The organism is Polyangiaceae bacterium (assembly GCA_020633235.1).
Taxonomy (GTDB): Bacteria; Myxococcota_A; Polyangia; order Polyangiales; family Polyangiaceae; genus JACKEA01.
In genome coordinates this window covers 86,666-109,408 of record JACKEA010000005.1, presented here as the reverse complement: position 1 = coordinate 109,408, position 22,743 = coordinate 86,666, and the positions used below count along the sequence as shown (strand labels likewise).

21 protein-coding genes are annotated in these 22,743 nt (G+C 68.6%); 9 read left to right on the top strand and 12 right to left on the bottom strand.

The annotated features are described in order from the left end of the window. Positions 1-33 precede the first annotated feature (33 nt). Genes H6717_26305 through H6717_26295 form a run of 3 tightly spaced genes read left to right on the top strand, consistent with a single transcriptional unit; the run spans position 34 to position 2,219 of the window. Positions 34-387, top strand: coding sequence for a hypothetical protein (locus tag H6717_26305; GenBank protein MCB9580571.1), 354 nt, complete (start codon positions 34-36; stop codon positions 385-387). Continuing rightward, a complete protein-coding gene (gene tnpB, locus H6717_26300) occupies positions 384-764 on the top strand; it encodes an IS66 family insertion sequence element accessory protein TnpB (GenBank protein MCB9580570.1) in 381 nt (126 codons plus the stop codon). Before H6717_26305 ends, tnpB begins: the two co-directional genes overlap by 4 nt. 12 nt (positions 765-776) lie before the next feature. Further along, positions 777-2,219: an IS66 family transposase gene (locus H6717_26295; protein MCB9580569.1), complete on the top strand. Its 1,443-nt coding sequence runs from the start codon at positions 777-779 to the stop codon at positions 2,217-2,219. 9 nt (positions 2,220-2,228) lie between these two features. Here the strand turns inward: H6717_26295 and H6717_26290 are convergent, their stop codons facing one another. From H6717_26290 to H6717_26255, 8 genes are all read right to left on the bottom strand, one after another. Further along, complete coding sequence (locus tag H6717_26290) at positions 2,229-3,692, bottom strand: hypothetical protein (protein ID MCB9580568.1); 1,464 nt, start codon at positions 3,690-3,692, stop codon at positions 2,229-2,231. Between the two features lie 112 nt (positions 3,693-3,804). Next, complete coding sequence (locus H6717_26285) at positions 3,805-4,233, bottom strand: 23S rRNA (pseudouridine(1915)-N(3))-methyltransferase RlmH (GenBank protein MCB9580567.1); 429 nt, start codon at positions 4,231-4,233, stop codon at positions 3,805-3,807. After that, positions 4,230-4,697, bottom strand: coding sequence for a ribosome silencing factor (gene rsfS / locus H6717_26280; GenBank protein MCB9580566.1), 468 nt, complete (start codon positions 4,695-4,697; stop codon positions 4,230-4,232). Before rsfS ends, H6717_26285 begins: the two co-directional genes overlap by 4 nt. Next, complete coding sequence (locus tag H6717_26275) at positions 4,697-5,941, bottom strand: glutamate-5-semialdehyde dehydrogenase (protein MCB9580565.1); 1,245 nt, start codon at positions 5,939-5,941, stop codon at positions 4,697-4,699. Before H6717_26275 ends, rsfS begins: the two co-directional genes overlap by 1 nt. A 55-nt stretch (positions 5,942-5,996) precedes the next feature. Continuing rightward, positions 5,997-6,245: a hypothetical protein gene (locus H6717_26270; GenBank protein ID MCB9580564.1), complete on the bottom strand. Its 249-nt coding sequence runs from the start codon at positions 6,243-6,245 to the stop codon at positions 5,997-5,999. Next, entirely contained in the window at positions 6,242-6,517 is a 276-nt protein-coding gene (locus tag H6717_26265) for a hypothetical protein (GenBank protein ID MCB9580563.1), read from the bottom strand. Before H6717_26265 ends, H6717_26270 begins: the two co-directional genes overlap by 4 nt. Beyond that, positions 6,508-7,497, bottom strand: a complete 990-nt coding sequence (locus tag H6717_26260) for an NAD-dependent epimerase/dehydratase family protein (protein MCB9580562.1) — start codon at positions 7,495-7,497, stop codon at positions 6,508-6,510. Before H6717_26260 ends, H6717_26265 begins: the two co-directional genes overlap by 10 nt. Continuing rightward, positions 7,497-8,423, bottom strand: a complete 927-nt coding sequence (locus H6717_26255) for an acyltransferase family protein (GenBank protein MCB9580561.1) — start codon at positions 8,421-8,423, stop codon at positions 7,497-7,499. The genes H6717_26260 and H6717_26255 overlap by 1 nt, the downstream gene beginning before the upstream one ends. A 45-nt stretch (positions 8,424-8,468) precedes the next feature. Here H6717_26255 and H6717_26250 point away from each other — a divergent pair, with 45 nt between their 5' ends. Continuing rightward, positions 8,469-9,386, top strand: a complete 918-nt coding sequence (locus tag H6717_26250; protein MCB9580560.1) for an LD-carboxypeptidase — start codon at positions 8,469-8,471, stop codon at positions 9,384-9,386. A gap of 77 nt (positions 9,387-9,463) precedes the next feature. On the opposite strand, the gene H6717_26245 is transcribed toward H6717_26250, so the two are convergent. The 4 genes from H6717_26245 to H6717_26230 form a co-directional block, all read right to left on the bottom strand. After that, a complete protein-coding gene (locus H6717_26245; protein MCB9580559.1) occupies positions 9,464-14,284 on the bottom strand; it encodes a hypothetical protein in 4,821 nt (1,606 codons plus the stop codon). A 171-nt stretch (positions 14,285-14,455) separates the two neighbouring features. Further along, the gene (locus H6717_26240) at positions 14,456-15,820 is read right to left on the bottom strand and encodes a serine/threonine protein kinase (protein ID MCB9580558.1); all 1,365 of its coding nucleotides are present in this window, start codon (positions 15,818-15,820) and stop codon (positions 14,456-14,458) included. Positions 15,821-15,959: 139 nt separating this feature from the next. Continuing rightward, positions 15,960-16,925: a hypothetical protein gene (locus tag H6717_26235; GenBank protein ID MCB9580557.1), complete on the bottom strand. Its 966-nt coding sequence runs from the start codon at positions 16,923-16,925 to the stop codon at positions 15,960-15,962. Then, a complete protein-coding gene (locus H6717_26230) occupies positions 16,922-17,761 on the bottom strand; it encodes a tetratricopeptide repeat protein (protein ID MCB9580556.1) in 840 nt (279 codons plus the stop codon). The genes H6717_26235 and H6717_26230 overlap by 4 nt, the downstream gene beginning before the upstream one ends. Positions 17,762-17,834: 73 nt before the next feature. Here H6717_26230 and H6717_26225 point away from each other — a divergent pair, with 73 nt between their 5' ends. The 5 genes from H6717_26225 to H6717_26205 all read left to right on the top strand — a co-directional run bounded on the left by H6717_26225 (position 17,835) and on the right by H6717_26205 (position 22,587). Further along, on the top strand, positions 17,835-18,476 hold the full coding sequence (locus tag H6717_26225; GenBank protein ID MCB9580555.1) for a hypothetical protein: 642 nt from the start codon (positions 17,835-17,837) through the stop codon (positions 18,474-18,476). A gap of 139 nt (positions 18,477-18,615) precedes the next feature. Then, entirely contained in the window at positions 18,616-19,437 is an 822-nt protein-coding gene (locus tag H6717_26220; GenBank protein MCB9580554.1) for a DUF4190 domain-containing protein, read from the top strand. Between the two features lie 69 nt (positions 19,438-19,506). Next, positions 19,507-21,063 (top strand): hypothetical protein, encoded by a 1,557-nt coding sequence (locus H6717_26215; protein ID MCB9580553.1) that lies wholly within the window; start codon positions 19,507-19,509, stop codon positions 21,061-21,063. Positions 21,064-21,067: 4 nt separating this feature from the next. Then, a complete protein-coding gene (locus H6717_26210) occupies positions 21,068-21,856 on the top strand; it encodes a hypothetical protein (GenBank protein MCB9580552.1) in 789 nt (262 codons plus the stop codon). Further along, on the top strand, positions 21,853-22,587 hold the full coding sequence (locus H6717_26205; GenBank protein MCB9580551.1) for an ATP-binding cassette domain-containing protein: 735 nt from the start codon (positions 21,853-21,855) through the stop codon (positions 22,585-22,587). Before H6717_26210 ends, H6717_26205 begins: the two co-directional genes overlap by 4 nt. Positions 22,588-22,743 lie beyond the last annotated feature (156 nt).

The window sequence follows — 22,743 nt, the reverse complement described above, 5'->3', positions numbered from 1 at the left end:
GTGCTCGCGTCGTCCACGAAAGGACGGTGCCAGATGGCAGGAGATTCACGGGGTCTGAAGAAGGAGCTTTCGCGGCATGAACGCGGCCGCGGCAAGCGATATCCGCCGGAAATGAAGCAACAGGTGGTGGCCTGGGCGCAGCGGTGGCGAGCGCAGGGCGCGTCGTGGGCAGCCATTGCTGACGAGCTCGGGCTCGGGCTCGACACGGTCCGCCGCTGGTGCCTCGCAGCGGCGAAGAGCGCCAGTCCGTCCCGGGCGATGGTTCCGGTTCGCGTGGTGGCTGAGCCGGCTGCCCCGCAGCCGGCGACCTTGGTGTCACTGTCGGGCTGGCGCATCGACGGGCTGACCGTGGCGGAGGCCGCGGAGATGTTGCGGTCGCTCCGATGATCTTGGGCACGAGCCGAGCTGTGCGCGTGTTTGCGTACCCGGAGCCGGTGGATCTCCGCAAGGGGTACGACGGGCTGTACGGCCTCGTGAAGACCGGGCTCGGGCGCGACCCGCTGAGTGGTGACCTGTTCTTGTTCGCCAACAAGCGGCGACACGCTTGCAAGGTGCTCGTGTGGGACGGCACCGGGCTGTGCATCTTCCAGAAGCGACTCGAGCGCGGTCGCTTCGCGAAGCTGTGGAGCGACGACGGGCGCACGGTGGAGCTCACGTCGACCGAGCTGGCGCTCTTCATCGAGGGCTGCGATCTCGTCGGTCGTCGCGTGCTGTCGCCCGGGATCGTGAAGCCGAAAGTTCTTGCGCTCGATCGCACGGCGTGATCTACCGTTGATGTGGACCTGCGGCGCGAGAGCGATGTCGAGCAACTGCGACGAATCGCGCTCGCGCAGCAAGTGCAAATCGAGCAACTTCTCCGCGTACTCAACGCGAAGTGCAAGGAGCTCGAAACGCTCAAGGGCGACCCGAAAGAGCTGCAGCGAACACTCGAGCTACTCGAGACGCTGACGAAGAAAGCGCAGGAGGCTGCGCCTCTGCCCAACGCCCAGCCCAGTCGCGATCGCTCGAAGGACAAGCCACGCAGTGAGTTCGGGCCGAAGCCGCAGCCCGCTCTGCCCTTCGAGCCGATGCTGTTCGAGCTCGACGACGCCGATCGCGTGTGCCCGAGCTGCGGTGGCGAGCTGCGCGCGATGGCCGGGCAATTCGAGGCGTCGGAGATGATCGACGTGATCGAGGTGAGCTACCGGCTCGTCCAGGTCCAGCAGCAGAAGTACGTGTGTCGATGCGGAAGCTGCGTCGAAACCGCGCCGGGACCGGAGCGCGCGACTCCGGGTAGTCGCTACTCGCTCGCATTCGCGATCAAGGTCGCGATCGACAAGTACCTCGACCACATCCCGTTGGCGCGGCAGTCGCGAATCCTACGTCGCCATGGTGTCGACGTGACGACGCAGACGCTGTGGGGCTTGCTCGAAGTGGTTGAGCGGCGGCTCCGGGCAGCGGACGGCGCGCTGTTCCAAGACGCGCTCTTGGAGCCCGTGATCGGACTCGACCAGACGAGCTGGAAGCGACTCGACGACAAGCACAAGAAGCCCTGGCAGATTTGGTGCGTGACGACACCCAGGGCCGTCGTGCATCGGATTCGAAAGGATAAGGGCAAGGAGACCTTCACCGAGCTCGTCGGTGCGTACCGCGGCGTGATCGTGTGCGACGCCGCACAGACACACGAAGCTGGCGCGAGAGAGAGCGAGCACATCCATCTCGCCGGATGCTGGGCGCACGCCTACCGAAAATTCGAGGAGGCGGCACCCGATCATCCCGAGGCGCAACTGGCGATGAAGTGGATCGGCCAGCTCTACGAGATCGACGAGCGCGCCGGCGATGACCTGGCAGCGAAAACCGAGCTGCGTCGCACGGAGTCTCGTGCGGTGCTCGACCAGCTAAAGACGTGGCTCTGGAGCCAGGCCCTGCTCAAGACCCTGAGCATCGGAAAGGCCGCCGCGTACGGGATCGCCAACTGGGAGCGCCTGACGCGCTTCGTGGACGACGCGCGCATCCCGCTCGACAACAACGCAACCGAGCGGGGCATTCGCGGGCCGGTTGTCGGGCGCCGGAACCACTTCGGCTCGAAGTCCGAGCGCGGCACGCAGGTAGCGGCGACCTTCTACTCGTTGATCGAGACCGCCAAGCTCCACGGGGTCAACCCGGCTGAGTATCTGCTCGAGGCGGTCAGAGCCGCCGACCGCGGCGAAGTGCTCCTGCCCTGGCAGATGCCCCGCTGAAGCCAGCGCTCAGGTCAAGATGGGGCGCCAAGAGCACTTACACTTCTTCGCGCTCGACTTCTTCGCGCTCGACTTCTTCGCGCTCGACTTCTTCGCGCTCGACTTCTTCGCGCTCGTCTTCTTCGCCGTCGCCCTTCGCCCGCGCTGCCCCAGGCTCAGTCGCAGCACCGGTCGAAGCTGGGCCCGGAGCTCTGGGTCCTTGCACTCGATGCCCCCTTGCACGATCTCCGCCACCACCAGCGTCGTGCCCAGCTTGAACACGGTGCCGCTGTCCCCCATGTACAGCCAAGCGTCGTACAGCGGCCCGCCCGCCCCGGCGATGCAGCGGTATTCCAAGGTACTCGGGACAATGCGCTCGTCCACCATCGCGTCCCGCGGGCGTTCCAGGATCTCCTTCGCTCGCTCCTTGTGCCCGCCGTAGAGCTGGTTCGCCTTCTCGAGCTGCAGTCGCAGCCGCGGACGGAGCGCCTTCAACGTCACCGGAGACAGCCGCTTGTCCACCCTGAGCTCCGCCGTCGGCGCTGCGCCGAGCTTCAGGATCGACGCGAGCTCCGGATGCTTTTTGACCACTGGGCGCAGGCGCTCGAGGGCTGGCTCGGGGTTGTTCAGCTTCTGCACCCAGCCGAGCGTCGCCCGCGCCAGCTCGGGGTACGGATGGTCCACCAGAAACGCCGTTCCGACGCGCGGCCGTTCTTTCCCGAAGCTGACGCGATCGAGCGCCGCCGCCAGCGCCGCGCCTCGCCGCTCCGGCACAATCGCCCGGAGCGCGCGATCGGTCCACTGCTTCTTGCCGAGACGCAGCAGTCCTTCGTAGCGCTCCGGTAGGCGGCCGCCCTCGATGGCCATGCCGAACAGCATCTGCGCGAGCGCGGCATTCAGGTGATCGCCCTGGGGCCGCTCGCCCATGTGAAACCGGCCCTTGTACAAGCTCAGGGCGAAGTCCACGACGGACGTGTCAGCGCGCTTCTGCGGCTTCAGCGTCTCGAGGGCCGTCCGAGCCATCGCCGCATCCAGACCGATGATGTAGAAATCGAAGGGCGCCAGCGCCATCGTGGCCAAGATCTCCACCCGCTTTGCGAGGGGCAGCGGATCGATCAGCTTCCACATGCCGTCGAGATCCCCCGCCCGCGCGCGCTCGCGCAGGAGCTCGATGCGCGCGACGTTCTTGCCCTTCACCTTCACCGTCTCGAACATTGCCCCGGGCGGCGCCAGGCCCAGCCACTGCTTTCGCAGCCACGTCGCCACGTAGATCGGAAAGCCGCCCACCAGCGCGCCCGGTCGCTCCAAGAGTCGCTCTGCCAGCGCCCGCTGCTCGGCCGTCAACTCGCTCGCAGGGCCGATGGGGCGGAGCGCGTGCTGCCCCGTCGCCCGCTCGAAACCCGCCGCCAGCATCACGGGCTCCCAGTGCCGGGTTCCGTACTTGCCGATGGCCTTCGCCAGCGCCGCTTCCACCGGCTTCGACAGCTTCTTCATGCGGCGAGCAGAGCCCGCCCAAAGCGAAGACTCAACCCGATTGTCCCGCGTCTTGTCATGCCGGTCCGCCGCGGAAACGGCCCGCGCCGGGCGTCGCGCCGAACCAACAAAATCAATCTTCGCGAGCGTAGGGTTCGCCGCGCAGAATCGTCATCGCGCGGTACAGCTGCTCGAACAGCACCACTCGCGCGAGGCGGTGCGGGAGCGTCAAGCTGGAGAGGCTGAGACGCGCGTCGGCGCCGCGGGAGAGCTCCGCGGGGAGCCCTTCGGCGCCGCCGATGAAGAACGCGACGACGCCCTTGCCCTGGCTGCCCCAGCGCTCCACGCGGCGCGCGAGGGTTTCGCTGCCGAGCGCATCGCCGTGCACCTCCAGGGCGACGCGCAGCGAGTCCGCCGGCACAGCCCGCTCGAGGGCGGCGCCGTCCTTCACCTCCAGCTCTTCCACCCGCACGTAGCGGCCGAGGCGCTGCTTGTAGTCGTCGGCGACGGCGCGCAGATGCTTGTCTTTGATCTTGCCGACGGCGACGACGACCAGCTTCACGAAAGCCCGGTGCTCGCGCCCGGCACCGGCACCCGGCGGGCGTCCATCCACAGCCCGTCGAGGTCGTACAGGCTCCGGGCTTGCTCCTCGAACACGTGGACCACGACATCCACGAAGTCGATGAGCACCCAGTTCGCCTGCGGCAGCCCTTCCATGCTGATGGCGCTGATGCCGTTCCTGCTCGCCAGCTCGTCGACCGCCTCCGCGATGGCCGCCACGTGGCGATCGCTGTGGCCCGTCATGAGCACCAAGAAGTCCGCGTAGTCGACCTTGCCGGTCACGTCGACGATCTCGACACCGACGGCCTTCTTGTCGAGGCCCGCTTCGGCGGCGAGCAGCGCGATGCGCCGCGCCTCTTCCGTGGGCTCGGATTTCTTGACGTGCTCCTTGAGCGAAACGCCGCGCGCGCGCACCGTCGAACGAGAAGCGGTCTTGGACTTGGATTTCTTGGCTTTCACCATCATCAGCGCCGGATTTGGCCGCTACCGAGAACGATCCACTTCTCGGTAGTCAGGCTCGTGAGACCCATGGGTCCGTAGGCGTGGAGCTTGGAGGTGGAGATGCCGATTTCGGTCCCCAGCCCGAGCTGACCACCGTCGTTGAAGCGTGTGCTCGCGTTGACCATCACACAGCTGGCGTCCACGTCGTCGAGCCAGCGCTGGGCGCGCTCGTAGCTCTCGGTGCAGATCACCTCCGTGTGGTTGGACCCGTAGCGCTCCACGTGGGCGAGCGCGGCTTCGTAACCGTCCACCACCTTCACCGCCAGGATCTTGGCGAGGAATTCGGTGCCGAAGTCGTCTTCTGCGGCGGCCTTCACCCGAGGCACCACTTGGCGCGTGCGCTCGCAACCGCGGATCTCCACGCCCTCTTGCTCGAGGGCGGCGAGCACCGGAGGCAACAGCCGCGCGGCGTCGTTCTGGTGCACCAGCAAGCACTCGAGGGCGTTGCACACGCCAGGGCGCTGCGCCTTGCCGTTCACCGCGAGGGCCATGGCCATTTCCACGTTGCAGCCTTCGTCCAGGAACAGGTGACAGACCCCGTGGTAGTGCTTCACCACCGGCACGCGGGCGTTCTCCGCGACGAAGCGAATGAGCCCGGGCCCACCGCGGGGGATCGCCAGGTCGATGAAGTCCGTCGCCGAAAGCAGCTCGCGGATCTCGTCACGACTACCGGGCGGTACGATCTGCACGGCGTCGGACGGAAGACCCGCGCTCGCAAGACCCTCGCGCAGGATCTCACCGAGGGCCGCGTTGCTGGCGGCAGCCTCCTTGCCCCCGCGCAGCAGCACCGCGTTGCCGGCCTTCACGCACAACACGGCGGCGTCCACCGTCACGTTGGGCCGGGCCTCGTAGATCATCGCGATGACCCCCAGGGGCACGCGTTGTCGCGCGATCACGATGCCGCTCGGCGCCCGCTGGCTCTCGCTGCGGCTGCCCACCGGATCCGGCAGGGTGGCGACGTGCTCCACGGCCTGGGCCAGGGCCTCGATGCGCTCGGCGCTCAGGGCCAGGCGATCGAGCAGGGCCTCGGACAGGCCCGCCGTGCGGCCCGCCGCCAGATCCTTCTCGTTCTCTCGGGCAACGTGGTCGGCGCGGGCGCGAAGGCGCTCGGCCACGGCCTTCAGGGCCAGGTCCTTGTCGCGGGTCTTCGCACGGGCCAAAGCTCGCGCCGCCGTGCGTGCCTTCTGGCACTGCTCGGCTACGCTCAAGCTCGACGCCCCCTCGGAAAACGAAGCTCTGACAACGGCCCGAGCCTAGCACCTTTCAGCTAGATGGAACACCGGCCTCGGGGGACGCGTCGGGGCCGCCATCCTCCGCCGCCCCCGCGTCCGCGGCGGGCTCCACGTAGTCGTCCACTGCCTCCCCTTCCACTTGGTCCAGGGGATCGACGGGCTTGCCCGCGTCCCAGGGCGGCAGCGTCGGACGCTCATACTCCGGGGGCGGACCCGTGGGACGGCCGTGGTGGGAGCAGGCGCCAGCCACGAGCGCCAGCAGGACCAGACCGCGCTTCACAGCGCCACCCCCGCGTCCTCGTCACCGGCCCCCGGCCCCGGCAGCGTCGGGTGCCCGGGCACCGGCGGCGGCATGTCCTCGTCATCGGGATCCGGCACGTCCGTGCTCACTGGCGCCGCGCTCGGATCCTCACGGCCGGCAGCCTTCGCCCCGGTAGCCCCGGGCGGGGCCATGGGCAGGTTCACGCTGCTCGCCGGCGGCGGCGGATCGCCATGCTTTTCGGAGCACGCCGCGAGCAGCACGCCCACGGCGAAGAGCCACTTCAGATCCATCGTTCCTCGTCCACCGAGGCGAGCGTAGCAGCCAGGTCGAAGGCCGGCTCGTAGCCGAGGATCTCGCGCGCGCGTCGGTCGTCCACCATGCATACATAGCGAATGAACTCGAGCTCGGGGGCAGGAAACGACGTCATACGCCAGCGCCACAGGCGCGCGACGCCCCGCTTCGCCATGCTGTAGGGCACGGGCACCGTCGGCCGCTTCAGCAACTTGAGCGCGCCCGAGAGCGCCACCGGCGGCGGTCCGGCGATGTTGAAGATGCCGCGTACCCCCGGCCGCAACGCCAGCTGCACGGCCCGCACGACGTCGTCCTGGTGCACCACCTGCACCATGGGGTCGAAGCCCATCAAGGTGGGTACCACCTTGAGCCGCAGGTAGTTGCTGGGCGCGTTCCGCACGGTCCCCAAGATGTTCGCGGGCCGCAAGATCACGGTCTCCGTGCGCGGGTTCTTCCAGAAGAACGACTGAGCGAGCATGTCGAGCTCGATCAGATCGCGAATGTCGCTGAAGGTCCCGGCGCCGAGCAGCGGCGCATCCTCGCTCAGGAACTGAGCGTTGTCGGGGCGAGGTCCGTACACGTTGGCGCTGGAGAGCAGCACCAGCTTCGGGATCTGGTGGAGCTGCACGTAGTCGAGGAGCTTCTGGAAGGCGACCACGTTCCAGGTGTGGTGCTCCTCGCTGTTGCCGCGCGGGTCGTGCATCACGCCGAGGTGGATCAGGGCCGAGATGTTCTTGCGACGAAACAGCTCCCGCGCCTTCTTGCGACGGATGTCGATGGGATGGTGCTCGATGTCCTTCGGGCGGTCGTCGAAGGGACGCCGATCCAGACCGATGACCAGCCGCTCGCGGTGCAGCTGCCGCGCCAAGCGCCGGCCCATGCGACCGCACACCCCGGTGACCACCACGGCTCCCGGCTCGCTGCTGCTGGCCGCCCGCCGCTCCGCCTGACGGCGATCTGCTCCGCGCGCCCGGGCCATCAGAAGAACAGACTCTTTCGCTGCTTGAGGCCGCGATTGATCATGCTCTGGATCGTCTGGCGCACGACCCACACCTTCTCGCCCATGACCAGGTCGTCGTCGTCCGGATCGCCCGAGAAGCGCATGGGCTCGCCGAAGGTGATGCGGTACTTCGTAGGCAGCGGCATCTGCCCGCCGGGGATGAACACCTGGGGGATCACCGGAAACACCGGCATGCCGAAGGCGCGGGCGGCCCAGCGCAGGTTGCCGAAGTTCACGTACTGCTCCTCCGCCCCCACCACCGCCACCGGCACGATGGGCGTCTTGGTCTCGATCGCGAGACGCATGAAGCCGAGACCGAACTCCTGCAGCTGATAGCGGCGGGTGAACGGCTTCGAGATGCCGCGGGTGCCCTCCGGAAAGACCAACAGTGGCTCGCCCATCTCGAGCAGGCGCCGCGCGTTCTCCGGCACGCCCACCACCTGGCCTACGCGGCGAAAGAAGGTGGAGACGAAGGGCAACGTCTGCGACCACTTCTCCACCATGGCGCGGATCAACCGCGGCGGATCCGCGTCGAAGAACAACGCTGCGCCGATGATGGCGCCGTCGATGGGGACCTGCCCGGAGTGGTTGGCGATCAGCAGCACCCTGCCCTTGGGCACGTTCTCCACGCCGGTGACCTCGGTGCGGAAGTACACCCGGTGAAAGAACGCGCTCACCATGATGGCGTACTTCGCGGTCTCGGCGTCCAAGCCGAAGGGATCGCCACCGACGGCGGCGTAGTGGGCGGCCAGCTCCTTGACCCGTTCGTCGAAGTCCGGCCCCAAGGTCCGCAACGCCAGCTCGTCCAGCGATCGACGCGTGGCGCCGAACAGGCGCTGCGCCAGGGGCAGCACGTCGCTCACCGCCACGTCGGTGATCCGCGCCAAGGCTTTGGACGAATCCATCCCCGCGACGATAGCCTTTTTTACAGCTGTCCGTCGTCCCCCCGCTTGACGCCGGAGGCCCCGAGAACGACCGTTTGGTCGGTGCTCCGTCCTCCCCCGCTCCGCCCCGGCGATCGCGTTCGGGTGGTGGCGCCGTCCGGCCCCTTCGACCACACCTTGGTGTGGCGCGGTATGGGCTTCTTGTCCGAGCGCTACCGCGTGGAGGTGGATCGCGGCTGCTTCGTGCGTCACGGCTTTTTGGCCGGAACGGACGAGCGCCGGCGTGACGAGCTGAACGCCGCCCTCGCCGATCCCGACCTCTCCGCCATCGTGGCGGCCCGTGGCGGCTATGGCTTCGGGCGCATCGCCGCCAGCATCGATCTCGCCGCGCTGGCGCGTCACCCCAAGTGGCTGGTGGGCTTCAGCGACATCACGGCGCTCCACGTCGAAGCCGCGCGCATCGGTGTGGCATCGATGCACGCCCACAACGCCGCCGGCCTGGGCCGCGGAGACGCCCACGCCCGCGCTGCGTGGATCGCCGCCCTGGAGGCGCCCGAGACGCCCCGCAGCTTCGACGACCTCGAGCTTTGGTACGGCGGCAGCGCCGAGGGGCCGCTCTTCGGGGGCAACCTCACGATGCTGTTCACCTGCGCCGCTGCGGGGCGCTTGTCACCACCGCCCGGTGCGCTGTGGATGCTGGAAGACGTGACCGAGTCGGCCTATCGCCTCGATCGCATGCTGACGGCGCTGATCGACGGCGGCGCCTTCGATCGCGCCGCCGGCGTGATCGTGGGTGAGCTCACGGACTGCGGCCCCGGCATTCACGGCGTGCCGGCCTTGGACGTGCTGCGCGAGCGCTTGGGGACCCTCGGCGTTCCCGTGCTCGCGGGCCTGCCGATGGGGCACGGCCGGCACAACGCGCCGATGCCCCTCGGCCTGGGCGCTCGCATCGAAGGCCGTCGCCTGACGGTGTCTCTCGCCTGAGCGCCGCTCTCTGCATTTTCTTGTCGGTCCGGCGCGGAACCGTGGTTCCGCGCTGCCCCGACAAAAGTAGTCGTGGCTCAGCTGCCTTCTTCGATGAGCTCGTCGTCGTCCACGATGAGCTCGTCTTCGTCGACGTCTTCGGCTTCGTCCACGCGATCATGATCCGTCGTGTCCTCGAACGCTGCGAAGGCCGCATTCGGGTTCACGACCGTGGCATCCAGGTCCTCTGGCGGCTCGAAGTCCGGCATGTCACCGCCGTTGGGGGGCGGCGGCAGCGGCGGCGCCGGGGGCGGCGCGTCGTAAGACGGAGGCGGGGGCGCCGCGCCGTAGGACGGAGGCGGAGGCGGAGGCGGCGCGCCGTAGGACGGGGGCGGAGGCGGAGGCGGCGGCGCGCCATGGGCCGGCGGCGGGGGCGCCTCGACCTCGCCCAGCTCCGTGATCGACGCGCTGATGGTGACTTCGTCGTCCGTGGGGAACTGGATGTCGGGGCGCTCGGGCTTGATGCCGGCGAGCTGCTGCTCCGCCATCAGGGCCGCGGCGGCATCGCTGGTGGCCGGCGGTATGGTCGGACCTTCGTCGTCGTCCTCGTCGAGGGTCTGGTCGAAAGCCGCGGGCTCGGCTTCGGGCTCCGGCTCCGGCTCTGGCTCCGGCTGCGCTTCGGGCTCCGGCTCCGGCTCGGGTTCGGGCGCGGGCGGCGGAGGTTCCGGAGCCTTCGCCGGACGCCCCAGCATGGCGGCCTTGGCGCGTTCCAGTCCCTCCGTGGCTTCCGGATCGCCGCTCTTCATGCGCAGCACCCGGCGCCAAGCATCGGCGGCCTCGCGCGGGTCGTCGAGCTTCTCTTCCCACAGCCGAGCCACCTTGCGCGCCAGCTCCGCTCGCGCGTTGGCGTCCTTCCCGCGCAGGATCTGATCTTCGTACAGCTGCACCATGCCGCGCCAGTCGGCGAGCTCGGTGTAGAGCTGCGCCAAGTCGTCCATCACGCCGCTGTCCGAAGGGGACAGGTCGTGCAAGCGCTTGAGATCGCCTGCCGCCCCGGCCTTGTCGTCGAGCTGATCTCGACGCATCTGCGCGCGGCGCGCCAAGAGCTTGCGCACCAACGGGCCGTCGAACACTTCTTCGAGGGCGCGGTTCAGCACTGTTTCCGCCCGCTTCGGATCGCCGATCTCGTTCGCGAGCTCGTCCAGGGCGTCTAGCGAGGTGTCGTCCACGTGGGTGACCAGCGCGTCGCCCAGCCAGTGGAAGGCCTTGTCGATGTCGTCGAGCTCGCGATGCGCGAGCACGGCGGCACGGCGGAGCAGCGCGCTGCGGGTGCGCCCGCCGTCACGGGAGCCCTGCCCTCCGGCCGCCAGCGCTTCCGCCAACACCGTCATGAGCCGGCTGTCGTCGTGCTCCTTGTCCGCGGCGCGAGCGACGTCTTCCAACTTTTCCAGCGTCTCTTCTTGCACGCCGCCCGAAAGCGCGAGGTCGAAGAACGCGCGAGCACGGTCGAGGGCGTCGTGCTCGGCAGCGATCTGCGCCGCGCGAGCGAGGGCGTTCAGTCGATCTGCCGGCGCCTTGCAGCGCACGACCTGACGCTCGTACAGATCGATCACGTGACCCGGCGCCGGGGCGAGCTTGCTGAGCCTGCCGAGCAACGGTTCCACGTCTTCCGGCGACACACTGGTGAGCGCCTGCTCGCCGTGCTGCATCGCTTCTTGAGGGTCGACCCCGGCGCTGACGAGCACCTCGGCCTGCCGTACCATCTCTTCCGCGCGACTCGGGCCGCTGAGATCCTGCACCAGGAGGTCGTGGGCGACCGCCAAGGCGTCCAGGTTCTTGAGCTTGACGGAGATCTCTTCCAGCTTGTCCGCCAGCTCCCGATCCGCGCCCCGGGTGCGCACCAGCTCTTGGGCCACCTGCGCGGCGTCGGAGTCGCGACCGACCTCCACGAAGCGATCGAAGGCGCCACGCAGCGCTTCGTGGCGCGCGGGGCCGACGGGAGCCTCCAGGTACCACTCCACCAGCTTGGTGGCGACGATGCCCTTCCAGCCGAGCTCGTCTCCGAGCTTCACGTAGTCCTGACGACACGGCTCGTCGCCTTGGTCCGCGACCTCCATCAGCACCGCGAGGGCTTCGTCGCCCTTCTCGAGCTTCTCGTTGAGGATCTCCGCGAGCCGGCGGGTCATGCGGCCGACTTCTTCTTCGTCGCCCTCGACCTCGATCAGCCCGGCCAAGTGCTCCGCGACGCGCTGCCAGTCCTCGAGGCGCTCCGACAGATCACACAGCCGCTGAAGCGCATCGAAGTCTTCCTCGTCGAGCTCACGGATGACGTCGAGGATCTTCACCGCAGCACGAGGATCGTCGAGCTCGCCCTCGTATAGCCCCGCCAGCCGTTGCGCCACGCCCAGCTTCTCTCCCGGCTCTTCGGTGATCAGCAGTAGGCGTTCCAGGGCGTCCGCGGTGCCCTTGGGGTTTTGGCGCTTCTCGTGCAGATCCGCGATGGCGTCCAGGGCGATGCGGTTCTTCGGGTCCTGGTTCTTCAGCAGGCTCTCGTAGCGCTCGATGGCGCCTTCCGCGTCGTCGAGGCCCTCGGCGACGAGGCGCGCTTCTCGCAGCAGCACGTCCACCTTCGCCTCGCCCTCCAAGGTGCCGCCCTTGGCCAAGCGGTGCAGGTACTCCACGGCGTCGCTGTACTCGCTGCGCATCTCCGCGTCTTCCGCGAGCAGCGTGAGGGCTTCGGCGTCGTCACCATCCGAAAGGAGCAGAGTGAGCGTCTCTCGGGCGCCGTCGGGATCCGTGAGCAGCTCTCGCTGGGTGCTCGCGGCGCGCTTGCGCAGCGCCATGCGCTGGGCCTTGTCGGTGAGCTTTTCCGCTCGCCGCAGCAAGAACGCGACCAGATCTTCCGTCCGCTGGCCGAGGGCGTAGCGCTCCTCGAGGGCCGCAGCGTAGTCCTCGTTGGTGGGATCCAGGTCCGTGGACTGCTCCAGGCGCAACACCGCGCTGGCCTCGTCTCCGGCGCGGCCCAGGTAGTCCGCTTCCTTGGCCAAGAGCGCCGCCTGGTCCCGCGGCTTTCCCGCGAGCTGCGCGCGCTGCTGCACCGCCGCCGCGGCTTGGTCCCAGACCTCGGCGGCCACGAAGCAGCGTTCCGCCGACTCCCACAGTCCGGCGTCGTGCCCCAAGGCGCCGGCCTCGGCAAAGGCATCGCCGGCAGCGCTCATCTCGCCAGCCGCCTCGCGAAGCTCGCCGAGCTTCTTGTACAGCTGGGAACGGGCGCCCTCGTCCTCGATGGCGCCGACGTTGTCGGCAATGGTGGACGCCGCGAGATCCGCACGCTCGCCGCGCTCGAAGAGCTTCACCGCGGTGGACAGCGCGGCGTCGTCCCCCAGGGCCAGGCTCGCGATCCGCGCCCAGGCTTCGCCTGCGGCCACGGGATCCTTGCGCTTCTGCTCGTGCAACTTGGCGAGGCTCTTCTCCATGGAGATGCGGGCCTCGGTGTCCGTCTCTTGCTCCGCCTCTTGCTCGAGCAGCGTGGTCAGATCGTCCCAGCGCTGAGCCCGCTCCAAGAGCCGGCGCAGCTGCGTGCGCGGGCCTTCTTCGGTGCGATCCACCGCCAGGAGCTGCTTCCACGCATAGATGGCGCCGTCCAGATCCCGGAGCTGCGTCTCGCACAGCCCTGCGATTTCGCGCAGCCATCCCTTGCGGGCGTCCGGATCCACCCCGGTGGTCTTGGAGGCGTTCAGCAGCACGTCCCGAAGCTCGGCGTACTTGCGCGTCTGCCGCAGGTAGCCCTCGAGGAAGCTCACGGCATCGTTGTTGGCCGGATCGATGGCGACGATCTCTTGGAACTTCGCCGCGGCCTCGTGCTTCTTCGCCTTGCGCACGAGGGCGTCCGCGACGTCGAGCAATGCCCGCACGCGCTCCTGGCTGGACGCGTCCGCCGCGGGCGCCAGGGCGTCGATCATGGAGTCGTCGGCGCTGTCGGACGCCATCGCCTGGCTGACGAGATCGCGCGCCTCTTGAGCTAGAGCACCGTGCGGGTTCGCCTTCAGGTACGCGGCGGCGCGGGGCCCCACCTCGGCCTGCCGACCGAGTTGCTCCGCGTAGTACATGGCGAGCTGGATGGCGCGATCGTGGCCGGGCTCCGCGTCGAGAGCGCACAGCGAGTAGCTGTAGGCGTGCTCGCCCGGGAACTCGTCGGCGAGCTCCGCGAACAGCTGGGCGCACTCCGCGGCTTCGTCCGGGTGGACCTGCTCGCCGGCTCGGACGCGATCGAGGGTGAGGGTCGCGAGCTCCTGCTTCAGCCCGGCGTCCTGCCCACCGTCGATGGCACGGGCCTGGCGCAACGCATCCGCGGCGCCGTGGTTGTCGCCCGCGGATTTCCGCACCTCCGCCTCGTCCCGATACAGCGCGACCTGCCGCTCCGGGTCGTCGACCAGCGCGAGCTCCATCGAGAAGTAGGGGATCGCGTCGTTCCACATCTGCGCGCCCTTGAGCAGCTCGCGCAGGGCGTAGATCGCGTACTGGCTACCGGGGTCGTACTCGATCGCCCGGCGGTAGTTGTCGATCGCCTTCTTGGTCTGGGAGAGCGGCGGCTCGGACCACAGCCGGGCGAGCTCCTCGTGCAGCCCCGCGACGTAGGCGCGCATCTCCGCGTCGCTGTGGGCGAGGGGCGCCAGGGCCTTGGCCCGACGTTCCTGCAGCGCCACCAGCGCCTTGGTATCGCCCTTGTCCCGATACAGCGTCGCCAACCTCTCGGCCGGCGTGGGCTGGGTGGGATCGCGGTCGATAGCGATCATGAGCGCGCGCGCGGCGCGGTGGGCATCGCCCAACGTCTCGGACCAAACCTGGGCAGCTTCCGTCAGCCAGTGGCACGCAAACGCAGGGTCACTCGTGGCCGTACCCACCTTCTCGAGAAGCATCGCGTATGAGCGAGGGTCGCTCTGGCCCGCATGGTGGGCGTACGTGATCGCTTCCTGGTCGTGCGGGTTTTGGACCAGGCGCTGGACAAGCGCCTCCATCTCGCGGGGGTCCATCGCGGGACGGAAGCTATCACGCGCCATATCCGAGCCGCAACGCGGACTTACGTCCTTCTACTCGAAGCGGCCGTAGCGTTCCGAGCCTGGGGTCTTGGCGCCGGGTTTCGCCCCCGGCTTCACGTAACCGCGCCACACCGGTCGATGCTTCTCGGGCTTTTTCGCTCCGGCATCGCTCTGGGCGTTGGCGCTGGTAGCCATCTGTGGCGCGTCGAGATCGATCGTGACGGCGGGCGTGGGAGCCGCGCTGGAGCTATCGGCGATGGCCGCGGGCGACGAGGTGGCCGGTGCCGAGCGGGTCGCGAACGCACGAACCGCCCAAAATCCCAGGACTCCGGCGAGCACGGTGCCGCCGACGGCGAGGCCCAGAGCGACGGGCAAACGCGAGGGTTTGGGGGCGCCGACCAGTGTGGTGGGCGGTCCGACCCAACTGGTCGCGTGGGCGCCGGTCGTCAGCGGCCCCAGTTGATCGAGCGCCGCCTCGAGCTCCACGCTCAGCTGCTCGGCGCTCTGCTGTCGCGCTTCCGGGCGCTTGGTGAGGGCGCGAAACACCACCGCCTCCAAGGCTGGCGGAATCATCGCGTCTGGCGCGATTTCGGAGAACCGCGGTGGTTCGTCCTTGATGTGGCGGGCCATGACCACCACGGCGTCATCGTCCACGAAGGGCGCCCGTCCAGCGAGCATTTGATAGAGGATCACGCCCAGTGAATAGATGTCGCTACGCGCGTCGAGGGCCACGCCTTGGGCCTGCTCCGGCGACATGTAGCGTGGCGTTCCGAACACGGTCCCGGCCTGCGTCTCGAGGGTGTCCACCTGCTGGTCATCGCCTCGCACCAGCTTCGCGATGCCGAAGTCGAGGACCTTGCACACCTCGACGGGCGTGCCCCCTTCCCCGGGCATTTGCATCAGGAACAGGTTGTCGGGCTTGAGGTCGCGATGAACGATGCCCTTGGCGTGAGCCTCTGCCAGGGATTTCAGCGCTTCCCGGGTGACGCGAACCGCGTCCGCCATCGGCAGGCGCCGTACCTTGCGCAAACGCTCGCCGAGAGTTTCCCCGACCAAGAGCTCCATGGCCATGTACCAGGAGCCGTCCTCGCTCTCCCCGAAATCGAACACCGTCACGGTGTGCGGGCTCACCAGCGAGCTGGTGGCCCGGGCCTCGCGTTCGAAACGCACTTTCGTTTCGGCATCGTAGGCGCGCTCGCGCCGGACGATCTTGAGCGCTACGTCGCGACCCACGGCTTCCTGGCGCGCGCGATACACGGCCCCCATGGAGCCAGCCCCCAAACGACCCAGCACCACGAAGCGCCCGCCAACAGTCTCGCCCAGCAGGTTGTCGGCGCCCGCCGCGTCGAGCTCCGCGGCGTCCACATAGGCCAACCCATGCTCGGGGCAGCGCGGCAACTTGCCCGGCCCCACCATCGTGCGATCCGGCGCCGCGTCAGGACTCCGCCGGCAGCGTGGACACACCTTCGCCGGCCGCGGAGGCGGAATCGAGTCTGGGAAGGCGTTGGGACCGGAGCTCATGATGGGGGAGAGCCCCCAATCCCGTTTTATTGAACTACCTGGGAACGCAGAGCAAGAGCGCAGTGCCTTTGGCGTCGAACAGGGGCCGACAAGCGAAGGCCGTGGTGTCCCCGCAATCCGAGTCGCTGCAGCACGCATCCGTGCAAAACGGGGCCAGTTGGCCCACTTGGACGCACTGCGCCGTCTTGCACTCGGTATTTTGGCTGCACGGGGATCCGATGGGCAGCGGACCGCCAGGGATGCCGGTGGATTCGCACACCCGGTAGCCCACGGTGTCGTCCGTGTCGTACACACACTTGAGGCCTTGCGGGCAGTTATCGGTGCGGCAGCACGTCTGCGTGCAGTAGTTGGGGTTGGAGACGACACACGCGCCGGTGGCGCAGGAGTTACCCCCCGAGCACTGCTCTCCCGTGGTGGAGGTCCCATATGGCTGGCCGCACACGAACGCTTGCCGGCTGGCACCCGGGACTTGGCGCAGGGTGCACTCGGGCGCGTTGCTGGGACAGTCCTGCGCTCCACAGCACACGTCGGAGCAGAGGTTTCCATCGCACAGGCCCGAGCGGCACTCGGCACCACCGGCGCAGGAGGTACCGGCGGGCTTTTGACCCACCACGTTCCGCCCCACGACCTGCCCGGGGATACACAGGGACGCGCCGCTGCCGGTCGGGAAGCAAACCGCGTTGCCGGTCCCGCAGTCCTCCGAGGTGCAGCACCCCTTGGTACAGAACAGCGGTCCTTGAAAACCGAGAGCCTTGGGGTCGGCACAAAACTGACCCTCGTTGCAGCCCCCGGCGCTGCAGGGACTGCCGACGGAGTCGCCACAGCCGTTGGCCCCACACGGAGTGCAGGCGCCATACAGACACCGCTGCTCCCCAGGACACGCGGGCGGCCCCACGGCGCCTTCTTGGGTGCAGCGGATGGGGTCCAGCTCTTCGGGAACGACCACACTGCAGCTCACGAAGACGGCGACCAGCAGCGTGGCCAGCAGCGTGCGGATCAAAAGGCGACCCCCGTGCTCAGACGCACCCCGGTCCGGTCCACGGCGATGCGGGTCGGGGGCGAGGCTTCCTTGTCGCGGCCGAAGTAGAGCAGCGCCGTCGCACCGCCGCTCAACGCGGCGATCACGAAGGCGACGTCAGCGGTCACCGCATAGTTGTGGGCACGCTGTGCGCGGTCTTGAAGCTCGAACACGGTGCTGTTCGGACCGGTTGCCTCGTCGCTTCCCGGGCGCGTGCTCACCGCACGCACCGCATACACCACACCTACCACCGTCGCCACGCCGGCAACGCCCGCCGCCCCATAGGTGAATGCGTCCAAGCGGCCCTTCTCGGCCGGCGGAATCACCACCCGCGTGGTGCGCAGCTCGGGTTCCGGGGCGGGCTCGTCGGGTTTCGGGGGCGGCCGTTCCGTGGGCGGTGGCGTCGCCGCCTGCTCCTTGGCCCTGAGCTCGTCCCGCGCGCCCTCCAGACGCTTGATCGTCTTTTCGACCCGCTCGATCTCCTTCGGATCCGTCTCCATCTGGGAGTAGCGCCGAAACTGCTCGATGGCCTGGTCCAGCTCCCCGAGCTTCTCGTGGACCACGGCCAGGTTGTAGACGAGGTCCTTGCCGTTGGGATCGAAGCGCAGGGCCTCCTGCAGCTCGGCGATCGCCTCCCGGTAGGCGCCGTTCTTGTAGGAGGTCAGGGCGGTTTGGAAGTGCTTCTTCGCGCGCTTGATGGCAGCAGGAGAGCCGGGCGCCGGGTCGCCCGCCACGTCGCCCTGCCCCGGCCCCGCTGCCACGGCCGTAGAGCTCACCAGCAAAGCCACCAAAGCCAGCAGGGCGCCCGCTTTTCGCATCGCCCGAAACCTTAGCGTAAGTCTCGCCCGGGTCGCGCGTTCTCCATGCGAACCGTCGCTTTTTGGAGGACCCATGACCACCTCGCCGGCCCTGTTGGGAACCGCTGCCGCCTTGACCATCGTCGCCTTCGCACCGCTCTGCCGGGCCCAGCCCTTCTCCGAGCCGCCGGATGGCCAGCCCACCATCGCCCGCGGGTCGGACGACGGCTACTACGACCATCCCCACTACTACGAGCCCCCGCCGGACGAGTACTTCCCTTCGTCCACGGTGCGCATCCATACGGGACCCGCGTTGCGCATCAGCGACGGCGCTCCCGCCGGCGGACTGTTCGCTGCCCTCGACATCGGCGAGAAGGCGGCGGGCCTCCGGGCCAGCGGCGCCTGGGTGCGGGTCGGAGCGGATCGAGGACTGTCGCAGTATGCGGGGGAGCTGTGGATCGACTTCGGCTACGATCGCCGCCTGCATCCGATCTTGGGCGCTGGCGCGGGCTTGGCGCGGATGGATGTCGAAGACTCCACCACTGGCCAGCTCTCCGCCCAGAACCTCGGCATCGGGATCCTGCGCGGCTCGCTGGAGTACGTGCTGCCGGTACGCGGCACCGACGCCCGAGCGTCCATCGACGTGATGGGTGCCGTGCCGGCCATCCGCTCGGAGTCCGCCAACAGCGTATCGCCGTGGGTGCTGGCTGTGGCCTCGGTGGGTGTCGGGTTCTGAGACGCGGGTTGCGGTGCAGGGGGGTGGCGGTATGTTTCCCTCACCCCATTTGATCGACAGCGAAGCGCCCATCCCGGATCCCCACGCGCCGTCGCCCTTCGAGGACACGACGGCCGGCGGCAAGACCAGCGGCACCGCCATCGCCGCCTTCGCGTCGTCGCTGCTGGGCTTCGTGTGTCTGCCCGCCGTTGGCGGCTTGCTCGGTCTCACTCTGGGCATCGCGGCCCGGGGTGAGATTGCGCGCTCCCAGGGCCGCCGCGGTGGCCGTGGTCTGGCGACGGCAGCGATCGCCCTGGGCGTGCTGAACGTCGTCATCTCCGTGGTGATGTTGGCAGTGCTCATCACGTACATCGCTCGGCCCAGCCCGGTGGCCACGCGATCCACGCCGGCGCCGCCGCCGGTGTACCTGCCCCCGCCCACCCCGTTCCCCACTCCCACGGCCACCAGCGCGCCTCCCACGCCCGTCCGCGGACGGGGCGCTGCCAGCCGCGAGACGGGGGTCGTGGTCACCCACGTGGGCAGCGTCGACCTGGTCGACGTCGGGCGGGATGGAGATTCCCTGATCAGCGTCCTCGAGGCCCAGCGCAAGGAAGCCAAGAAGAGCGGCGAGAAGCTGGTGTTGTGGGTGGTCGCAGACGACTGCAAACCATGCAATGGCGTGGCCGCGGCGCTGCCGGACCCGAACATGCAGCGCGCCCTCGGGAAGCTGCGGATGGTGCGGGTGAACGCCAGGGATTTTGCAGGGGAGCTCAGCTACCTCAACGTCCCCACCGACAAGATCCCGGGCTTCGCCCTGCTCGGCAGCAGCAATCGCCCACTGGACTACGTCCATGGAGGCGAGTGGGACGAAGACGTACCCAAGAACATTGCACCCGTCATGAGCGCTTTCCTGCGGGGCACCTACAAAAAGCGGCGGGATCCCTGGCACGGCGGCCAGCGCGACGACGAAACCCCGTTGTGATCGGAATTTTCCGGGCCCTACGGGACGGCGAGACGCCCATTTGAGGTTTTGCTATCCTCGCGAGCCCATATGTCGAGTGCACAACGCATCGGCACCCCGCTTCCGGTGGGGGCCATCGTTCGCCCCGGAACCTTGCGTGCCCGCCTGGAGGAGGCTCGGTCTCACGGGCGCCCCGCGACACTGCGCGAGGCCATTCACATCATCGTTCCGCTCGCGGTCGAGATCGCCGACCGCCACGACGCGGGGGAAGTGCTCTACGTCCATCCGTCCAGCATCGCGACCGCGGACGACGGCAGCTATCACGTCTCGCCGGAGCTGGCGCTCTTGGCGCCCACGCTACCCCGGGACAAGGCGTGCATGGCTCCGGAGGAACGCGAGGGGAAGCCGGGCAACTCACGCGCCACGGTCTACGCCCTCGGGGCGATCCTGTACGAGCTGGTGACCGGCGAGTACGTCTCGCCTGGCATGCGACGGCCCTCGGAAGTGGTGCCCACCCTTCCCTCCGAGCTGGAGCTGATCCTCAGCAAGGCGTTGGTGGCCGATCCCACCCATCGCCCGGACGACCTTCGCGCCCTGGCCCAGGCCTTCCACCACCTGGCGCCCACTGGGACGATTCCGCCTCCCTCCGCGGACGAGAGTCACCTCGATCACGACGAGAACTTCGAGGTCGACATCTCCCTCTCCATGCTGCCCCCGGCGCCCTCGAGCCCGATGGCCGCAGACCTGGGACCAAGCCCCTACGACGTCGCGGTGAGGGAGGCCCCCGCCTCCCAGCCCAAGGCGGACTCCACCACCGAGCTGGCGGCGCTCAAGGCGCGCCTCGAGCGGGACAAGCGTCCTCGCTACGTGGTCATCAAGGACGGCATGGACCACGGGCCCTTCAGCGCCGTGGAGCTGCTGCAGCAGATCGCAAGCCACACCTTCGTGGACGCCGACGTCCTGCGCGACGCCTTCAGCAAGGACGAGCGCCCGATCAAGGACTGGGAAGAGTTCGCGCCCTTCGCCGAGCACGCGCGGTTGAACCGCGACATCAAGGCCGAGAAGGAAGCGCTCGAGCGCACCGTCGTCCAGGAGCGCAAGAGCACCACCAGCAAGGCGCTGATCGGCACTGCGGTGGTGGGCGCCATCGTGGTCGCCGCCGGCGTATGGTTCCTCACCCAGCGCGGCAGCAAGGACGACGCCATCGCCGTTCACGGCGAAACGGTCACCAACATCGAGACCGACGGCGGCCTGAAGGTGCCCAAGAAGCGCCACGGCGGCGGCAAGGGCGGAGTCGTCGGGGTCAGCAACGGCATCCCCATCCTCGGCGGCGGCATGAGCTGCGAGGGCGCGGTCGCTCGCTACAACGAAGAGATCACCATCGGCGGCCAGAAAGGCCAGGCCGACCTCACCGCCGGCCAGTACGGCGCGGTGTTGAACCGCGGCAGCTACTTCGGGCACTGCGGAGTGCCGGACACCATGGAGATCAACATCTGCGCGGCAGTGCAGAACGGCCGTGCCGTGGGTGTCACCGTGACTACCAATCCGCGCAACGGCGGCATCGCTTCCTGCATCGCAGGTGCCGTGCGCGGACTGTCGTTCCCCTCCAATCCCAAGCTCGACGTCACCCGCACAGCGTTCAAGTAAGACCATGCGAAAACTGGGGGTCCTACCCATCCTCTTGCTGGTCGCAGGCTGCTCCGTGCCCGTCGCCAGCGGGCTGAGCGAGCCGGATGCGAACGAAGTCCTGGTCGCTCTGGAAGGCGGCAACGTCGCCGCCGCCAAGGAGTCGGATCCGACCGTGGAGGGGCGCTTTCGGGTGACCGTCTCCCGCGACGACGCCTCCGCCGCCATCACCATCCTACAGCAGAACAACCTGCCCCCGCCGCAAGCACCGGGCGTGCTCGATACGCTGGGAGAGGGCTCCCTGGTGCCCAGCCGCACCGCCGAGCACGCCAAGCTGGTGGCGGGAACCTCCGGCGACTTGGAGCGCTCCCTCCGTGCCATCGGCGGCGTCCTCGACGCCCGGGTGCACCTGGCGGTCCCCGTCAAAGGTCCGCTGGGCGAAGAAGACACGCCCACGCCCACGGCCAGCGTGCTGGTTCGCCACCGCGGCGCCACGCCTCCGATCAGCGCCGCCGACGTTCAGCGACTGGTGTCGGGAGCGGTGCCGGGGCTCAGCGAGAAGAACGTGTCGGTGGTGATGTCCTCCACCCCCGAGCCGCCGCACCCTGCGGAGCGCGATCTCGCACGCTTCGGCCCCATCACCGTGACCCGCTCCTCCATGACCCCGCTGCGCCTCCTGGTGGGCGCCGCCGCGTTGCTCAACGTCGTGCTCATCGGGCTGCTCGTGGCGCTGTGGGCCCGCATCCGCAAGACCCAGCAGGAGCTTGCGGAGACGCGCCTGTCGGCGGAGGCGGCTCAGCGAGACGCTCGGTGATCCGCCTCGAAGGCATCGAGAAGAGCTTCGATCGCCCCGTCCTCCGCGGCATCGATCTTTTCGTGCCCGCGGGCTGCCTCTACGGGCTCATCGGCCCCGGCGCCAGCGGCAAGAGCGTGATGCTCAAGCTGATGACCGGGCTGATTCGTCCCGACGGCGGCCGCGTGCTGATCGACGACAAGGACATCTTGTCGATGACGGATCTTGAGCTGCAGGAGTTTCGCAAGCGCATCGGCATGCTGTTCCAGAACAACGCCCTGTTCGACTTCATGACCGTCGCAGAGAACATCGCGTTCCCACTGCGGCGGCTGTTCGATCTGCAAGAGCAGGAGATCAAGGAGCGCATCGCCGAGCGCCTCTCCTGCGTGTCGCTCCCCGGCTTCGAGGAGCGCATGCCGTCGGGCCTCTCCGGCGGGCAGAAGAAGCGCGTGGGCGTCGCCCGCGCTACCGTCGCCCAAGCCCCCATCGTGCTCTACGACGAGCCCGCGGCAGGACTCGATCCCGTCACCAGCCAGAAGATCTTCAATCTGCTGCGCGACGAGCAACGCGCGGCGAACGCCACCGTGGTCATGGTCTCGAGCGATCTCGATCGCCTGCTCACGGTCACGGATCGCGTGGGCATGATGTACCGCGGTCGGCTGATCTTCGACGGCACCACGGAAGAAGCGAAGGCGAGCCGCGACCCCTACGTGCATCAGTTCGTCCACGGCATCCCCGAGGGCCCCCTCTGACATCTGGATGTTGGTGCGGCGCGAGCCCCGTCGCGGCTTGACGAAGGGCCCGTCCCGGCCACTCTGGGATCGTTCGCCATGGCCCGCTTTGGAACCCGCGCCTTCCGTCACTCCGGCTCCACCACGGCCATTCGGCGCCTTTCCCACGGCCGCGGA

What these genes read in the sequence shown, in the direction of transcription:
- H6717_26305 (MCB9580571.1), top strand. Translation starts at nt 34, where the DNA reads ATGGCAGGAGATTCACGGGGTCTGAAGAAGGAGCTTTCGCGGCATGAA.
- tnpB (MCB9580570.1), top strand. Translation starts at nt 384, where the DNA reads ATGATCTTGGGCACGAGCCGAGCTGTGCGCGTGTTTGCGTACCCGGAG.
- H6717_26290 (MCB9580568.1), bottom strand. Translation starts at nt 3,692, where the DNA reads ATGAAGAAGCTGTCGAAGCCGGTGGAAGCGGCGCTGGCGAAGGCCATC.
- rsfS (MCB9580566.1), bottom strand. Translation starts at nt 4,697, where the DNA reads ATGATGGTGAAAGCCAAGAAATCCAAGTCCAAGACCGCTTCTCGTTCG.
- H6717_26265 (MCB9580563.1), bottom strand. Translation starts at nt 6,517, where the DNA reads ATGGATCTGAAGTGGCTCTTCGCCGTGGGCGTGCTGCTCGCGGCGTGC.
- H6717_26260 (MCB9580562.1), bottom strand. Translation starts at nt 7,497, where the DNA reads ATGGCCCGGGCGCGCGGAGCAGATCGCCGTCAGGCGGAGCGGCGGGCG.
- H6717_26255 (MCB9580561.1), bottom strand. Translation starts at nt 8,423, where the DNA reads ATGGATTCGTCCAAAGCCTTGGCGCGGATCACCGACGTGGCGGTGAGC.
- H6717_26245 (MCB9580559.1), bottom strand. Translation starts at nt 14,284, where the DNA reads ATGCTTCTCGAGAAGGTGGGTACGGCCACGAGTGACCCTGCGTTTGCG.
- H6717_26240 (MCB9580558.1), bottom strand. Translation starts at nt 15,820, where the DNA reads ATGGTGGGGCCGGGCAAGTTGCCGCGCTGCCCCGAGCATGGGTTGGCC.
- H6717_26230 (MCB9580556.1), bottom strand. Translation starts at nt 17,761, where the DNA reads ATGCGAAAAGCGGGCGCCCTGCTGGCTTTGGTGGCTTTGCTGGTGAGC.
- H6717_26225 (MCB9580555.1), top strand. Translation starts at nt 17,835, where the DNA reads ATGACCACCTCGCCGGCCCTGTTGGGAACCGCTGCCGCCTTGACCATC.
- H6717_26215 (MCB9580553.1), top strand. Translation starts at nt 19,507, where the DNA reads ATGTCGAGTGCACAACGCATCGGCACCCCGCTTCCGGTGGGGGCCATC.
- H6717_26210 (MCB9580552.1), top strand. Translation starts at nt 21,068, where the DNA reads ATGCGAAAACTGGGGGTCCTACCCATCCTCTTGCTGGTCGCAGGCTGC.